Source organism: Acidovorax sp. M14 (assembly GCF_049331375.1).
GTDB lineage: Bacteria > Pseudomonadota > Gammaproteobacteria > Burkholderiales > Burkholderiaceae_C > Acidovorax.
The window spans coordinates 668,712-683,119 of record NZ_CP186263.1; the positions used below are offsets into that span (position 1 = coordinate 668,712).

At 65.0% G+C, this 14,408-nt stretch carries 15 protein-coding genes; 5 read left to right on the forward strand and 10 right to left on the reverse strand.

All coding sequences use genetic code 11. The features are described 5' to 3' along the window. The first annotated feature begins 115 nt into the window (after window positions 1-115). Window positions 116-1,066 (forward strand): cation diffusion facilitator family transporter, encoded by a 951-nt coding sequence (locus tag ACOYR4_RS03130; protein ID WP_422848601.1) that lies wholly within the window; start codon window positions 116-118, stop codon window positions 1,064-1,066. Further along, on the forward strand, window positions 1,063-1,521 hold the full coding sequence (gene dtd, locus ACOYR4_RS03135) for a D-aminoacyl-tRNA deacylase (protein ID WP_422848602.1): 459 nt from the start codon (window positions 1,063-1,065) through the stop codon (window positions 1,519-1,521). The genes ACOYR4_RS03130 and dtd overlap by 4 nt, the downstream gene beginning before the upstream one ends. Before the next feature lie 46 nt (window positions 1,522-1,567). Here dtd and ACOYR4_RS03140 read toward each other — a convergent pair whose 3' ends face one another. The 4 genes from ACOYR4_RS03140 to ACOYR4_RS03155 form a co-directional block, all read right to left on the reverse strand. After that, window positions 1,568-2,857 carry an MFS transporter gene (locus tag ACOYR4_RS03140; protein WP_422848603.1) on the reverse strand — a complete coding sequence of 430 codons (1,290 nt, stop codon included), beginning with the start codon at window positions 2,855-2,857 and terminating at the stop codon, window positions 1,568-1,570. Window positions 2,858-2,883: 26 nt separating this feature from the next. Further along, window positions 2,884-3,630, reverse strand: coding sequence for a sulfite exporter TauE/SafE family protein (locus ACOYR4_RS03145; RefSeq protein WP_422848604.1), 747 nt, complete (start codon window positions 3,628-3,630; stop codon window positions 2,884-2,886). Window positions 3,631-3,809: 179 nt separating this feature from the next. After that, window positions 3,810-4,268, reverse strand: a complete 459-nt coding sequence (gene ybeY, locus ACOYR4_RS03150; RefSeq protein WP_209816313.1) for an rRNA maturation RNase YbeY — start codon at window positions 4,266-4,268, stop codon at window positions 3,810-3,812. A gap of 62 nt (window positions 4,269-4,330) precedes the next feature. Next, entirely contained in the window at window positions 4,331-5,287 is a 957-nt protein-coding gene (locus ACOYR4_RS03155) for a PhoH family protein (protein WP_060985313.1), read from the reverse strand. An 80-nt stretch (window positions 5,288-5,367) separates the two neighbouring features. Here ACOYR4_RS03155 and ruvA point away from each other — a divergent pair, with 80 nt between their 5' ends. From ruvA to ruvB, 3 genes are all read left to right on the forward strand, one after another. Beyond that, the gene (ruvA, locus tag ACOYR4_RS03160) at window positions 5,368-5,943 is read left to right on the forward strand and encodes a Holliday junction branch migration protein RuvA (RefSeq protein ID WP_066692719.1); all 576 of its coding nucleotides are present in this window, start codon (window positions 5,368-5,370) and stop codon (window positions 5,941-5,943) included. A gap of 284 nt (window positions 5,944-6,227) precedes the next feature. Next, a complete protein-coding gene (locus ACOYR4_RS03165) occupies window positions 6,228-7,493 on the forward strand; it encodes a trypsin-like serine peptidase (protein WP_422848605.1) in 1,266 nt (421 codons plus the stop codon). Between the two features lie 143 nt (window positions 7,494-7,636). Next, window positions 7,637-8,698 carry a Holliday junction branch migration DNA helicase RuvB gene (ruvB, locus tag ACOYR4_RS03170; RefSeq protein WP_422848606.1) on the forward strand — a complete coding sequence of 354 codons (1,062 nt, stop codon included), beginning with the start codon at window positions 7,637-7,639 and terminating at the stop codon, window positions 8,696-8,698. Here the strand turns inward: ruvB and ACOYR4_RS03175 are convergent. The 6 genes from ACOYR4_RS03175 to ACOYR4_RS03200 all read right to left on the reverse strand — a co-directional run bounded on the left by ACOYR4_RS03175 (window position 8,664) and on the right by ACOYR4_RS03200 (window position 14,401). Next, window positions 8,664-10,457: a lysoplasmalogenase family protein gene (locus ACOYR4_RS03175; protein ID WP_422848607.1), complete on the reverse strand. Its 1,794-nt coding sequence runs from the start codon at window positions 10,455-10,457 to the stop codon at window positions 8,664-8,666. The genes ruvB and ACOYR4_RS03175 overlap by 35 nt on opposite strands. Before the next feature lie 79 nt (window positions 10,458-10,536). Beyond that, the gene (locus ACOYR4_RS03180; protein WP_060985411.1) at window positions 10,537-11,706 is read right to left on the reverse strand and encodes a DSD1 family PLP-dependent enzyme; all 1,170 of its coding nucleotides are present in this window, start codon (window positions 11,704-11,706) and stop codon (window positions 10,537-10,539) included. Continuing rightward, window positions 11,690-12,331, reverse strand: a complete 642-nt coding sequence (locus ACOYR4_RS03185) for a histidine phosphatase family protein (protein ID WP_015015905.1) — start codon at window positions 12,329-12,331, stop codon at window positions 11,690-11,692. Before ACOYR4_RS03185 ends, ACOYR4_RS03180 begins: the two co-directional genes overlap by 17 nt. A 31-nt stretch (window positions 12,332-12,362) precedes the next feature. Continuing rightward, the gene (locus ACOYR4_RS03190) at window positions 12,363-12,974 is read right to left on the reverse strand and encodes a DUF4136 domain-containing protein (RefSeq protein ID WP_422848608.1); all 612 of its coding nucleotides are present in this window, start codon (window positions 12,972-12,974) and stop codon (window positions 12,363-12,365) included. Between the two features lie 55 nt (window positions 12,975-13,029). Beyond that, window positions 13,030-14,013 (reverse strand): tRNA 2-thiocytidine(32) synthetase TtcA, encoded by a 984-nt coding sequence (gene ttcA / locus ACOYR4_RS03195; protein WP_422848609.1) that lies wholly within the window; start codon window positions 14,011-14,013, stop codon window positions 13,030-13,032. A 4-nt stretch (window positions 14,014-14,017) separates the two neighbouring features. Beyond that, the gene (locus ACOYR4_RS03200; RefSeq protein ID WP_192420890.1) at window positions 14,018-14,401 is read right to left on the reverse strand and encodes a dihydroneopterin aldolase; all 384 of its coding nucleotides are present in this window, start codon (window positions 14,399-14,401) and stop codon (window positions 14,018-14,020) included. Between the last annotated feature and the right edge of the window lie 7 nt (window positions 14,402-14,408).

A 14,408-nucleotide genomic window follows, 5' to 3' on the forward strand; every position in this document is an offset into this window, starting at 1 on the left:
TCTGGCATGGGGCCTTCCGTTAAACGCCGCTTAAGGTGGCTCTGGTGTAATTTCCAATTCGCCTGTTGGCCGCTGCTTCAGCTTTTCAGCTTTTCGGCTCCTTCGCCTACCCACCATGTCCGCTGCTTCTCTCGCATCCCACCCCTGGCTTTCACCCCGCAACCTGCTGTGGGCTTCGGTGGCCGTGGCGGTGGTCACCATTGCGCTCAAGACGCTGGCCTGGGTGGTCACGGGTTCGGTGGGTCTGTTGTCTGACGCCATGGAGTCATTTGTGAACCTGGCCAGCGCCATGTTTGCGCTGGCCATGGTGACGGTGGCGGCACGGCCAGCCGATGACGACCACCCCTACGGCCACCACAAGGCCGAATACTTTTCGTCGGGCTTCGAGGGCATCCTCATCATGGGCGTGTCGGCGGGCATTCTGTGGGCGGCCGGGCACCGCTTGTTCGACCCCCAACCCATCGAGCAGGTGGGCTGGGGCCTGGGGCTGTCGGTGCTCAGCTCGGCCCTGAACGGGCTGCTGGCCTGGGTGATGTTCCGCTCGGCGCGCGAGCACCGCTCCATCGCGCTGGAGGCCGATGCACGCCACCTGGTCACCGACGTGTGGACCTCGGCCGGTGTGCTGGTGGGCATTGCGGGCGCTGCCCTCACCGGGTGGTTGTGGCTGGATGCGGTGGCGGCCATTGCCGTGGCTTTGAACATTCTGAAAGAGGGCGTGGAACTGGTGTGGCGGTCGTCCCAGGGCCTCATGGATTCGGCAGTGGAGCCCGAGGTGCAGTCCACCATCGACGCCACGCTGCAGCAGTTTGTGGCGGCCCAGGCGCCGGGTGCGGTGCGGTTTGACCATGTCTCCACCCGCCGCGCAGGCCAGCGCCAGTTTGTGGACATGCACCTGCACATGCCCGCTGACTGGACCCTGCGCCACGCCGCCGAGCTGCGCGGCCAGGTCGAGCGCGCACTGATGACCGCCGTGCCCGGCCTGCGTGCCACCATCGAGCTGCTGCCTACCGATGTGGAGGCGCATTTCGACGACCCCCGTGATGATGAGAAGGATGCCGTGAAGTGATCAGCGTATTGCAACGTGTGCGTGAAGCGCGAGTGGATGTGGACGGGCAGACAGTGGGCGCCATCGGCGCAGGGCTGCTGGTGCTGGTGTGTGCGGAGCGTGGCGACACCGAGGCCGAAGCCGACAGGCTTTTGGCCAAGATCCTCAAGCTGCGGATTTTTTCGGACGCCGCAGGCAAGATGAACCAGAGCGTGCAGGACATCGGTGGCGGCCTGCTGCTGGTCAGCCAGTTCACGCTGGCGGCCGACACTACCGGCGGCAACCGCCCCAGCTTCACCCAGGCGGCGGCGCCCGATGAAGGGCGGCGGCTGTACGACTACCTGGTGGCCCAGGCGCGCAAAGTCCACCCCGTGGTGGCCACCGGACAGTTTGCCGCCGACATGCAGGTGCACCTGGTCAACGATGGGCCGGTGACGATACCGCTGCGCATGGCACCATCAGTTAATCAAAATTGATAGCTGAAGGTGACCGGGAGACGGGCACCTTCGGCAGTTTTTATGCCTAATCTTGCCGCGCAACCAGCGGCGACACCGGCAGCAGCCTGAAACCCGCCGACGCCAGCGCCAGCCAGGCCGCAATGGCCAGCATGACGGCCGTGTGGGTATCCCAGCCCAGGCGCTGGGCGCCTGTGGCCACCATGCCAGTGAACCACTGCATCAGCGCCACACCCAGGAACATCGCCATCGTGAAGGCCGACAGGGCGCGGCCGGTGAGTGCGGGCGGATACGAGGCGCGCACGTCGGCGTACTGCAGCACCCCGTAGCCCGACAGCAGCCCCATCAGCAGTATCAGCAACACGCAGGCGGCAGGGTGCACCCGCAAAAAGGCCAGCAGCGCGAACAGCCCGGCCATCAGCAGCGAGGCGTTGCCAATCCATCGCCGGCGTCGTTTGACGCCCGGGTCCAGCCGGCCTGCCAACCCGGGGGCGAACAGCGCAATCAGAGACAGCCCCAGCGCCACGTTGCCGCTGTCCACCAGAGAGAGGTGGTAGCGGTCCATCAGCAGCGGCGCCAGCCACAGGCCCCGCAGCGACAAAAACGCAGCGTAGCCCGACATGCCCAGCAGCAGGATGCCCCAGGTGTGCGGCACCGTGAGCAGCTGGCCGAAGCCCAGAAGCGCCTGGCTCCAGGTTTCGCGCTGCGCGGGGGACGGCACCAGCGGGGCAGGCTCGTGCACCCGCCACCAGATCAGTAGCCACGACAGCGCGCTGAGCACCGCCAGCACGGCATAGCCCGTGCGCCAGCCGCCGCCGTGCTGCACCAGCCAGGCCAGGGGCGTACCGGTGAACATCAGGCCCAGCCCGCCAACCCCCATCGCCACGCCCGACAGGTAGGCAAACCGGTCGGCCGGGAAATGCCTTGCGATGAAGAGCGTGCAGGCCAGGAACGCGGGCGAGCAGCCTACGCCGATCATCAACTGGCCCACCATCAGCCACGCATAGCCGGGCGCTGCCGCCGAGAGGGCAGCCCCGCCAATCGCCAGCGGGAAGGCGGTGAGCACCGTGCGCCGCAGGCCCCACAGGTCCAGCCCCACACCCATCAGCAACTGGGCCACGCCGAACGACAGGCCGAACAGCCCGGCAAAAGCCCCCAGCGACCCCGGCGACAGACCGAACTCGGCAGTCAGCCCCTGGGCCAGGATGGCTGTGGTGGTGCGAAACGCCTGGCTCAGCGCAAACCCGCTGAGCAGCGTGAGCAGCATGGCCCACAGCACGCGGTTGGGCGGGCGGCCGCTATCTGCCGTGGGTGTCGGCGCGGGCGCCGGTGCCGCCGCAGGTGTGGACCTGGGCATTGGCGGCGGGGCCGAGGGGCTGCTGCTCACTGCCGCCAGAAGAACACCGCCGCCATCACCAGCCCGGTGGCGACGATGCCCCAGCGCAGCACGTTGGCAGGCAGCTTGCGCGCCAAGCGCGCGCCGCCGTAGCCGCCTGCGGTGGCGGCCACCATCATCATCAGCGCCTGGGGCCACAGCACGATGCCGCCCGCTGCGTAGATGGCTACCGCAATCGCGGTGAGCAGGGCCGAGACCAGGTTCTTCATGCCGTTCATGGCGTTGAGCTGGGTTTGCCCCAGCAGGCCGAACAGCGCCAGCAGCAGGATGCCCAGCCCGCCGTTGAAGTAGCCCCCATACCCCGCCACGGCCAGCATGCCCAAGGCCGCCTTCCACGGCGCGGCAGGGCCATGGGCCGATGCACCGGCCCACTGGCGCAGCCGGGGGGCCAGCGCAAACATTGCCGTGGCCGCCAGCAGCAGCCAGGGCACGACCTTGCGGAAGGTGGCGTCGGGTGTGATCAGCAGCAGCGCAGCCCCGGCCGATCCGCCGATGAGGGCCAGCAGCACCACCGCCCGCATGGACAGGCCGGGCGGCGGCTGCATGTCTTCCCGAAACCCCCAGGCCCCCGCCATGTAGCCTGGAAGCAGCGCTACCGTGCCCGTTGCATTGGCCACCACGGGCGGCACGCCGGTGAAGACGAGGGCGGGCAGCGTCAGAAAGCTGCCGCCACCGGCGACGGCATTGAGGGCGCCAGCGACGAAGGCGGCAGCGACGAGAAGGGCGGTATCCAAAGTATCTCCTTGGCCACGGCGTAACGCGCGTGGCATTGCACCGATGTTAGGTGGAGATTCGGAGCTGTTGAGTCCGGATTGCGACTGTAAAAGGTGCGACTGCTTTGCCTGCAGCTGCGTTTTAAAGCGACGTCTAAAAGTGGGTTGTCCGCCGAGTCGCGGGGGAGCCGTTCGGCCGATCAGGTCGCGTAGGGGTCTTCAAAGCCCAGCTCTTGCAGGATGTCGGTCTCGTACGCCTCCATCTCCTCGGCGTCGGCCTCGCTCGTTTCATGGTCCCAGCCCTGGGCATGCAGCGTGCCATGCACCAGCATGTGGGCGTAGTGCTCTTCCAGGCTCTTGTTCTGCTCCTTGGCCTCCCGCTCAATCACGGGGGCGCAGAGCACCAGGTCGGCGGTAACCACGGGCTCCTGGGTGTAGTCGAACGTGAGCACGTTGGTGGCGTAGTCCTTCTTGCGGTATTCGCGGTTGAGCTGCTGGCCTTCTTCGGCACCCACGATGCGCACGGTGATCTCGGCGTCGGTGGCCAGCGCGTGGCGAATCCAGCGTGTGACCTTATGGCGGGGCAGTACGGCGCGGTGGGCGGCCACGCCGTCAAAGGTGCCGAACTGCAGCGACAGGGAGAGTTGGTTCAAAGACATTGGGATTGTTTTTGGCACTTAGCGCTTGATGCATGAGCGCAAGCAGCTATCAAATTAGGAGTTCAGTCGCGTGTGCGCGCAGCGGCTGCGCGGCGGGGGGCGTCATAGGCGTCCACGATGCGGGCCACCAGCGGGTGCCGCACCACGTCGGCGCTGGTGAAGTGGGTGACCGAGATACCCTTCACGCGTTTCAACACCCGCTCGGCGTCGATCAGGCCGCTCAGCGTTCCCTTGGGCAGGTCGATCTGGCTCACGTCGCCCGTCACCACCGCCTTGGCACCAAAGCCGATCCGGGTGAGGAACATCTTCATCTGCTCGGGCGTGGTGTTCTGCGCTTCGTCGAGGATGACGAACGCGTTATTCAGCGTGCGCCCGCGCATGAAGGCCAGCGGCGCGATCTCGATGGCGTTGCGCTCGAACGCTTTTTGCACCTTGTCATGCCCCATCAGTTCGTACAGCGCGTCGTACAACGGGCGCAGGTAGGGGTCCACCTTCTGCGCCAGGTCGCCAGGCAGAAAACCCAGGCGCTCGCCCGCCTCCACCGCCGGGCGGGTCAGCACGATGCGCTGCACGCTGCTGCGCTCCAGCGCATCCACTGCACTGGCCACGGCGAGATACGTCTTCCCGGTGCCTGCGGGGCCGATGCCGAAGGTGATGTCGTGCGTGGCAATGTTCTGCAGGTACAGGTTCTGCGTGGGGGTGCGCCCGCGCAGGTCGGCGCGGCGGGTGTTGAGGATGATGGCGTCGTCCGGGGCCTCCAGCAGTTCGCTGTCGCCCGCCAGCATCAGCTGGATATAGTCCTCGCCGATGGGCCGCTCGGCCATTTCATACAGGGCTTGCAGCAGCTCCATCGCCTGCGTGGCCTTGGCCTTGGGGCCGTCGACCTTGAACTGCTCGTGCCGGTGCGCAATGCTCACCTGCAAGGCCACCTCAATGGTGCGCAGGTGCGCATCGGCCGGGCCACACAGATTCGTAAGCCGGGTGTTGTTGTGGGGGGTGAAGGTGTGGCGCAGGATCACGCGGATAATTCCAGTCAGGCAACGGAAAACGGCAAGAACGACGGCGCGGCATGTCACGCCCGCGTCGCCAAAGGACATCAATGATAGGCAAATTGACCGGCACCCTGCTGGAGAAGAATCCCCCCGAGGTGCTGCTGGACTGCCACGGTGTGGGCTACGAGGTGAATGTGCCCATGAGCACGTTCTACAACCTGCCCGCCGTGGGCGAGCGAGTGAGCCTGCTGACCCAGTTCATCGTGCGCGAGGATGCGCAGCTGCTGTACGGCTTTGCGACCGCCCCCGAGCGGCAGGCGTTTCGCGAGCTGATCAAGATTTCTGGCGTGGGGCCGCGCACGGCGTTGTCCATCCTGAGCGGCATGGGCGTGAGCGATCTGGCGCAGGCGATTTCGCTGCAGGAGGCGGGGCGGCTGGTCAAGGTGCCCGGCATCGGAAAGAAGACGGCCGAGCGCTTGCTGCTGGAACTCAAGGGCAAGCTGGGCGCGGACATCGGTGCTGTGCGCGGTGCCGCCAACAGCGATGCGCAAGCCGACATTTTGCAGGCGCTGTTGGCTTTGGGCTACAACGACAAGGAGGCGGCGGCGGCGCTCAAGGCGCTGCCTGCTGAGGTTGGGGTAAGTGAGGGTATCAAGATGGCGTTGAAAGCGCTGGCTAAGTAGTTACAAATTCCATTATCAGTATTCAAGGTGTATCGATGAATAAAAACCAAATCTCGCGTTTGACTCGGGTGATGGCTGTAACGGCAGCTATTGCTGTAATCGCTGGCTGTGGGGGAGGCGGTGGAGGAGACAACTCTGCAACAGCCCCAGCCCCAGCCCCAGCCCCAGCACCAGCACCAGCACCAGCACCAGCACCAGCACCAGCACCAGCAGTAATTGACAGAATCGAGGCGTTAGACACGGCAGACTCCACCATAAAGAGTTCTAGTACCGTTGAGCGCGTTATGCCTGCGAACGGTTCTATTGCGCGCGCCGCGCTGGGGCCTGCGCTAACTTCTGTATTACCAAAAGACACTGGACCGTTGGGTGTTTCGGTGCCGCAAATCGGCATCGCACGTAACGTGCCAACCCTCGCTAAAGTGGCTGATTTCTCGGATCAGATTCGCTGGTATTTCACTGAGCGGGGTACACAGGTAGCAGCCGTGAGCGTTACTTCACAAGGCGCTAAGGGCGTGCGCTTGGGCGTATTGGTACGTGGTCTGCCCAGTGGAGCGATGCTGCGCTTTTATGCCCAAGCAGGAGGGAAAGCTCTTGAAATGAGCGGTGAAAAGATAGCGGCGCTGATTAGTAGCAATCTCCAAGCAGGGACGCCCGATGAAGCGGCTCACACCTATTGGAGCCCAGACTTTGGCGGTGAAGAAACCACTTTGGAGATAGAAATTCCCGCAGGGGCTTCTACAGCGAGTGTAAAACTTGCTATCCCTCGGCTCTCTCACTATTTGGTGTCCCCTGAAGAGGCTGTATCGCAGGACTTTGCTAAAGTGGGGGAGTCAGGAACATGTGAGATTGATGCGACTTGCAAACCGGAGTTTTCCAGTCAAGGTCGCTCGGTAGCTCGCATGCTGTTCGTTCGCAACGCTAGGACCTACCTTTGCACAGGGACCTTGCTCAACGACGTCCGTTCGAGCAGGACGCCTTATTTGCTGAGTGCGAACCATTGCATCTCGACCCAGGCAGAAGCTTCGTCTCTAATGACTGACTGGTTCTACAGGTCCTCCGCATGCAATTCAGGAAGTCTAGAGAGTAGCGCCCAGCGTCGAATCGGCGGTGCTACCCTGCTCTACGCCACAGCCAATACAGATACTTCCTTCATGCGCATGAACGACACGCCGCCGTCGGGTGTGGTGTACGCAGGTTCATACTTTGGTACTTTGGATCCGGGGAATATTCTGGCTGGCATCCACCATCCACAAGGTGATCTGCAGAAATTTAGCTCAGGGACGCTTGTTCGGTATAGCATGTGCTCGAGCGAGGTTTGCTTTTCGAGCAATACCGTTAGCGGTACCTTTCTAACGATGGGGTGGCAGCAAGGTGTAACGGAAGGAGGAAGTAGTGGTTCAGCACTATTTCACACGTTGGGTGAAAGGCGCTACGTAGTAGGACAGCTCTATGGTGGCGCATCAAGCTGTCAAGCCCCGGCTGGGCTGGATCACTATGGTCGTTTCGATGTGGCCTACCGGAGCGCGATTCAACAGTGGCTGAATCCTTGAAAGTGCTGAGATTCTCCGTAGGTCTGTGGATAAACAGAGTCGATCTCAATGCCTTGGGTCCCTTTCTCGGTGCTCGCGTCAGCAAGCCTCGTAGTCTTAAACGCTGACCGTTGGCCCTTTCCGATAAACCCAGCCTTGCCTACATGACCATCCAGACCGACGACTTTTCCCCCGCCCCCGCCAAACGCGTTATCTCTGCCGCCCCCACCTCGCCCCAAGAGGAGGCCATCGAACGCGCCCTGCGCCCCAAGCTCCTGCAGGAATACGTGGGCCAGGCCAAGGCGCGGGAGCAGCTGGAGATCTTCATCGGCGCCGCGAGGAAGCGTGAGGAGGCGCTGGATCACGTGTTGTTGTTCGGCCCGCCTGGGCTGGGCAAGACCACGCTCTCGCACATCATCGCGGCCGAGCTGGGGGTGAACCTGCGCCAGACCAGTGGACCCGTGCTGGAAAAACCCAAGGACCTGGCGGCGCTGCTGACCAATCTGGAAAAGAACGACGTTCTCTTCATCGATGAGATCCACCGCCTGTCACCCGTGGTGGAGGAAATCCTTTACCCCGCGCTGGAGGACTACCAGATCGACATCATGATTGGCGAAGGCCCTGCGGCGCGCAGCATCAAGCTGGACCTGCAGCCCTTCACCCTGGTGGGCGCGACCACGCGCGCAGGCATGCTCACAAACCCGCTGCGCGACCGGTTTGGCATCGTGGCGCGGCTGGAGTTCTATACGGCCGAAGAGCTGGCGCGCATTGTCCAGCGCAGTGCCGGGTTGCTCAACGCGCCCATGGACGAGGACGGCGGCTTCGAGATCGCCCGCCGCTCGCGTGGCACACCGCGCATTGCCAACCGGCTGCTGCGCCGGGTGCGCGACTATGCCGAGGTCAAGGGCAATGGCCGCATCACCAAGTCCATTGCCGACAAGGCCTTGGCCATGCTGGATGTGGACCCGCAGGGCTTTGATGTGATGGACCGCAAGCTGCTCGAAGCCGTGATCCACCGGTTTGACGGCGGGCCCGTGGGGCTCGACAACATCGCTGCCAGCATTGGGGAAGAGGCTGGCACCATCGAGGATGTGATCGAGCCCTATCTGATCCAGCAGGGCTTCCTGCAGCGCACGCCCCGTGGGCGCATTGCCACGCTGGCGGCATTCCGCCACCTGGGGGTTACGCCGCCTAAGGCGAGCGGGCAAGATCTGTTTGGGGTGTGAGCGGCGTGGCAGAGCTGGGCTGCGCGCATTCTGCTCCCTGCACCATGCCCGCCACGATCAGCGCCTGCGCCGCGTAGTACGTCGCCAGCACCCACACTTGGGCCATGGACAGGGGCGTCATGAAGCGGTTGGTGGCCAGCAGCGAGTCGCTGAGCATGAAGAACCCGGCGCCGATGGCGACCCACAGCGAGGGGGCGTCGCGCAATACCGTGGCGCGGCCTATCGCCTGGGCCGCCATCAGCGCAATCACCAGCACATAGGCTGCGACCGGCGCGCGCAGTGCAGGCGGCAGGCCACCCGTCCACAGAAAGGCATACATCGCTACGCCTATGCCCAGCGTGGTCGCCAGTGCACCCCGGTGCGGAAACCAGGTCTGCCCGCTTTTGAACAGCGCCACATAGAACAGGTGCGCCACCAGAAAGCTCACCAGACCGGGAATGAAGAAACCCGGGAACATGAGGAACACATCCCCCGCCAAGGACCCGCCCAGGGCTGCCATCAGCAAGACCCAGGGCGTTTTGAAGCCCGACGTGCCCCTTGCGCTAGTCGAATATGTGCTGGTAGCTATCAAAATAATAGCGATTGCCATGGTCAGTGGCTTGAACAGCCAATGCCACTCCGTGAGCCCCAGCGCACTGGTGGCCGTGGCCAGCGCCGCGCTTTGCAGCATCAGCGCCATCAGCATGCCGATACGCCCCTGCATCACCGCGCCCAGCGACCATTGCACCGTCAGCAGCACGGCAAACCAGAGGGCGTTGTGCGCCAGCGGCGCCGCATCGGCCTGCCACAAGAAGGCTGCTACGCCTGTGAGCAGCAGCGCGAACTGCACCAGCGCAAACCACTGCACGGTACGCGACATAGGTGGGTGGTACAGCTGCATCTGCGCCATGCTGAAGGCAGGCTTTGGGAACCGCTCCGCCACATCCGCAGGCCGCCAGCCGGGCGGTTGGATCCAGACCTTGAGCTTGTCGAGCCAGCTGCGCGCGTGCCAGCTGTCGTGCGCCAGCCCGGCGTACACCTGGGCGTTGGCCCACAGCGGGTCCCAGCTGTTGAGCAGGCCGCGCGTGCCGTACACACATTTCTCCTGCGCGTCTTCATCCTTGAAGGTGCCGAACATTCGGTCCCACAGGATCAGGATGCCGCCGTAGTTTTTGTCCAGGTAGGCGTCGTTGACGGCATGGTGCACCCGGTGGTTGCTGGGGCTGCAGAACCAGCGGTCGAACCAGCCCAGGCGGCCCACCTGCTCGGTATGCACCCAGAACTGGTAGAGCAGGTCGATGAGCGCCACCACGCCAAACACCAGGGGTGGAACGCCGGCCAGCGCCATGGGCACATAAAAGACCCAGCCCAGCAGCGCGCCCGAACTGGTCTGGCGCAGCGCGGTGCTGAGGTTGTAGTCCTGGCTCTGGTGGTGCACCGCGTGCGCGGCCCAGAGCACGGCCGACTCGTGCCCCATGCGGTGCAGCCAGTAGTAGCAGAAGTCGTAGAACACCAACGCCAGCAGCCAACCGGGCAGGCTGGTCCAGAACGCATCGTTGCGCCACAGTGCCACATGCTCGAACAGGGCGGTGTAGATGCCGATGCGCAGCAGGCGCGTGAAGACTGCGCTGGTCTGGCTGAGCATGCCCAGGCTGATACTGCTCACCGCATCGGCCAGGCGGTAGGTGTTGCGTTGGCGCTTGAAGCCGACGGCCAGTTCAATGGCGATCAGCACAAAGAAGACGGGCGTCGCAAGGACGATGATCTGGCTGGGGCTCATGCTGCTGGATTGTGGTTCAGCAGCCAGCCCTCACTGGGGCAGGTGAACCCCTATAGCGCCGGTGTTTAGAGGGCCGCGCCTACGTCAGCGCACCCCGCGCATCCACGCGGATGATCCGCTCCACCACCCCGTCCATCAGCCCGCCGCGCACGCCGATCAAAAAGTCGTACAGGTTGACCGTGGGATCGCAATGACCCGGAATGAGCCAGAGCATGTGCCCCAAACTGGGCAGGCGCGCATCGGGTGCGTCTGCGTAAAGCAGACCGTGTTCGTCACCACCGTTGGCGTAGCGCAGGGTGCGGTCGGCGGGCAGCAGGGCCACGGTGGGCAGGCCCGAGTCGATGGCATGGCTCTTGTGGCCTGCGTCGCACACCGCGTGGGTGTCGCGCACCGACACCACCTGGGTCTTGACGTACAGCGCGTGCTCAAACGCGGGCTGGGCCGGGTCGCGTTCGTTGCGGGCGTAGTCGGCGTCCATGAACAAAAACGAGCCCGCCTGCAGCTCGCCAAACACGCCGCTGGCAGCCTCGTGCACCAGGGTGCCAGTGCCCGAGCCCGTGATCAGGGGCACGGCAAGGCCCTCGGCCTCAATGAGTTGGCGTGTGTGATAGGCCGCCTCCACCACCTTGGCGATGGCCTCGCGGCGGCCCACGCTACTGGCCAGGTGCTGGGCTCTGCCATGGTACGCCTGCAGGCCCGCAAAGCGCAGCCGGGGGCTGCGCGACACGGCCAGTGCGAGGGGCACGGCGGCCTCGCCCGGCGGCACGCCGCAGCGGCCCTGGCCCACGTCGATCTCGACCAGCACATCGATGCCCGCATCGCTGCCGGATTGGGCCATGGCTTCGGCCAGGCGGGCGATGCCATCGGCATGGTCCACCGCCACACCCAGGCGCCCTCCGCGTGCCGCCAGCTGCGCGGCCAGCCGCGCCACGCGGTGCAGCTTGGGCATGGCGATGACCTGGTTGGTGATGGTGATGTCATCGACGCCACCGGCAGCCAGCGCCTCGGCCTCGGCCACCTTCTGCACGCACACACCCTGAGCACCCGCGCGTTGCTGCAGCAGCGCGATTTCGGCGCTTTTGTGCAGCTTGGCATGGGGGCGCCAGCGCACCTGGTGCTTGCGTGCGAAGTCGGCCATGCGCTGGATGTTGCGGTCCATGGCGTCCAGGTCCACCACCAGGGCGGGGGTGTCGATCAGGTCCACGCGTTGGCCGACGGTGGTTTGCAAGGCTTCAGGCGTGGTTTTCATCGCGAACGACAATCTGGTCAAGGTGTTGGGTGTCCGCCCAGCCGACGAGGGTGAGGCCGTCAGGCGTCCACAGCAGCCGGTTGATGGCGGCGTTTGCGAGTTGCCAGGTGCGCGGCGCCTGGATGTCCTGGCGCGTGGCCAGGCGGTACAGCACGTCAAGCACGCCGCCATGCGCCACCATCACCACCTGCTCGCCCACATGCTGTTGTGCGAGCGCGGTCACGGTGCGTTCGATGCGGTCACGCAAGGTGACGAGGGACTCTCCGCCCTCGGGCGTGTAGTGCGGGTCGCGCTTGCGCCAGCGCAAGGCGTCCTCGGGCAGTTCGGCCTCGATCTCGGCAAACGTGCGGCCCTGAAAGTGCCCGAAGCTGCGTTCGCGCAGCCCCGGCTCGGTCTTCAACGGGGCGCCCGTGGTGCGGGCCACGGCCTGGGCGGTGGCGTGCGCGCGTTGCAGGTCGCTGGAGTAGATGGCGGCAATCGGCTCGCCCACCAGGGCCTGGGCGACCTGGGTGGCCTGCCACAGGCCAGTATCGTTGAGCGGGATGTCCAGGTGGCCCTGGATGCGGGTGTCTACGTTCCAGGCGGTTTCGCCGTGGCGGATGGCAACGATGCGGGTGGCTTGCATGCAGTGGCGGAGTGACTGAGGATGGGACGCCCTAGGGGGCAGGGGGGGCCAGGGGTATGCGCACTTGGCGGGGCCCCTGGGGCGGTTTGGGAAAGCCGTTGAGGGCCGCATCGAACAGCACGCCATAGACGGCCGGGTCGCTCACCCACACATCTTCGTGCACGGCCGAGGTTTCGTACACCACGGCCTGGGTGCTGGCGTCGCGCATCACGATGCTGACTGCGCGGCGGTGCAGGGGCGTGGGTTCGCCAAAGCGCCACACGCCATGCACGCCCCAGCCCCGCCCATACCAGCCGCCCATGCCCCAGGGGCCGGGCCCGTAAGGGCCATAGGGGCGGAAGGGGTCATAGCGCGGCACGGCATCGGCCTGCACACCCAGCTGCACCAGCAGGCGGGGCGCGGCATCGTCGCGCTGCAGACCTGCGCGGGCCAGGGCCTGCTCGGCCAGCGTGGCAATGGGGTCGAACGAAGGGGCCTGCTGCGAAGGCAGGCGCTCAATCCGGTACGTGGCAGGGGCGGGCACGGCCGCCAGCGTTGAGAAGCTCTGCACCTGGCCTTCGACCACGCGGGTGGTGCTGCAGCCTGCGAGCAGGGTGACGGTGAGGCCCAGGAGCAGGGCGGGAAGCCATCGGCGTTGTGTCATGGTCAGAGTGTCCTGAAACAAGGATCTCCATGAGAGTGCCGCTGGCCCCGGCAGTTCACGACAGCTGCACCACCTGCACGCCCGGCAACGACGGCGATGGCGCCGCAAACTCTTCCTTGTCAAACGCCTTGTCGCCGTCTTCGCTGGCGATGCCCGTGGCCTTGGCGTTCTTGAAGTCGTACAGGCTGCCGTCCAGCAGGTGCGAGGGCACCACGTTCTGCAGCGCGTTGAACATGTTCTCCACGCGCCCGGGGAAGCGCTTTTCCCACTCGCGCAGCATCTCGCCCACCTGCTTGCGCTGCAGGTTCTCCTGGCTGCCGCACAGGTTGCACGGGATGATGGGGAAGTTGCGGTGCGCGGCCCAGCGGGCGGTGTCTTTCTCGGCCACGTAGGCCAACGGGCGGATCACCACATGCTTGCCGTCGTCGCTCACCAGCTTGGGCGGCATGCTCTTCATCTTGCCGCCAAAGAACATGTTGAGCAGCAGCGTTTGCAGGATGTCGTCGCGGTGGTGGCCCAGCGCGATCTTGGTGCAGCCCAGTTCATCGGCCACACGGTACAGAATGCCCCGGCGCAGGCGGCTGCACAGGCTGCAGGTGGTCTTGCCCTCGGGGATCAGCTTCTTGACGATGCTGTAGGTGTCTTCGTTTTCGATATGGAACGGCACGCCGGTGCTGGCCAGGTACTCGGGCAGCACATGCTCGGGAAAGCCGGGCTGCTTCTGGTCCAGGTTGACGGCCACCAGGTCAAAGTGGATGGGCGCGCGGGCCTTGAGCTTGAGCAGGATGTCGAGCAGCGCATAGCTGTCCTTGCCGCCGGACATGCACACCATGACCTTGTCGCCTTCTTCAATCATGTTGAAGTCGACGATGGCCTTGCCGACCTCGCGGCACAGGCGCTTTTCGAGCTTGTGGGTTTCGCGCTCGATCTTCATGCGGGCGGCGCCGCCGGCGGCGGCCTCTGCAGGCTCGTCGGTCCAGCCGGAGGGGGCGGAGAGGGCGGGGTTGGTGGGTGGGGCTTCGTTCACTACGGTGCTCATGGGGTCACCACTGTCCTGTCTCGACGCGAATGGCCACTTCGCAGTCGTCAAAAATTTCGAGTTTGGCAATCTTCACGCGCACGCCCAGCACGCCGGGCAACTGCATCAGGCGGTTGGCCAGCTTGCCGATCAGGCTCTCCAGCAGGTTCACATGCTCGGCCGTGCACTCGTCGATGATGATCTGGCGCACACGCCGGTAGTCCAGCACATGGCCGATGTCGTCGTCGCGCGGGGCCAGCGGCTGCACCCCCAGGCTCAGCTCAGCGTCCACCTGGATGGGCTGCGGGTCGGTCTTTTCGTGGTCGAGGATGCCCAGGTTGGCATCAAAGCGCAAACCGGTGAGCGTCAGGATCTGCGTGCCAGTCATCTGGGAAGGGGTCTGTGTCATGGGGTGG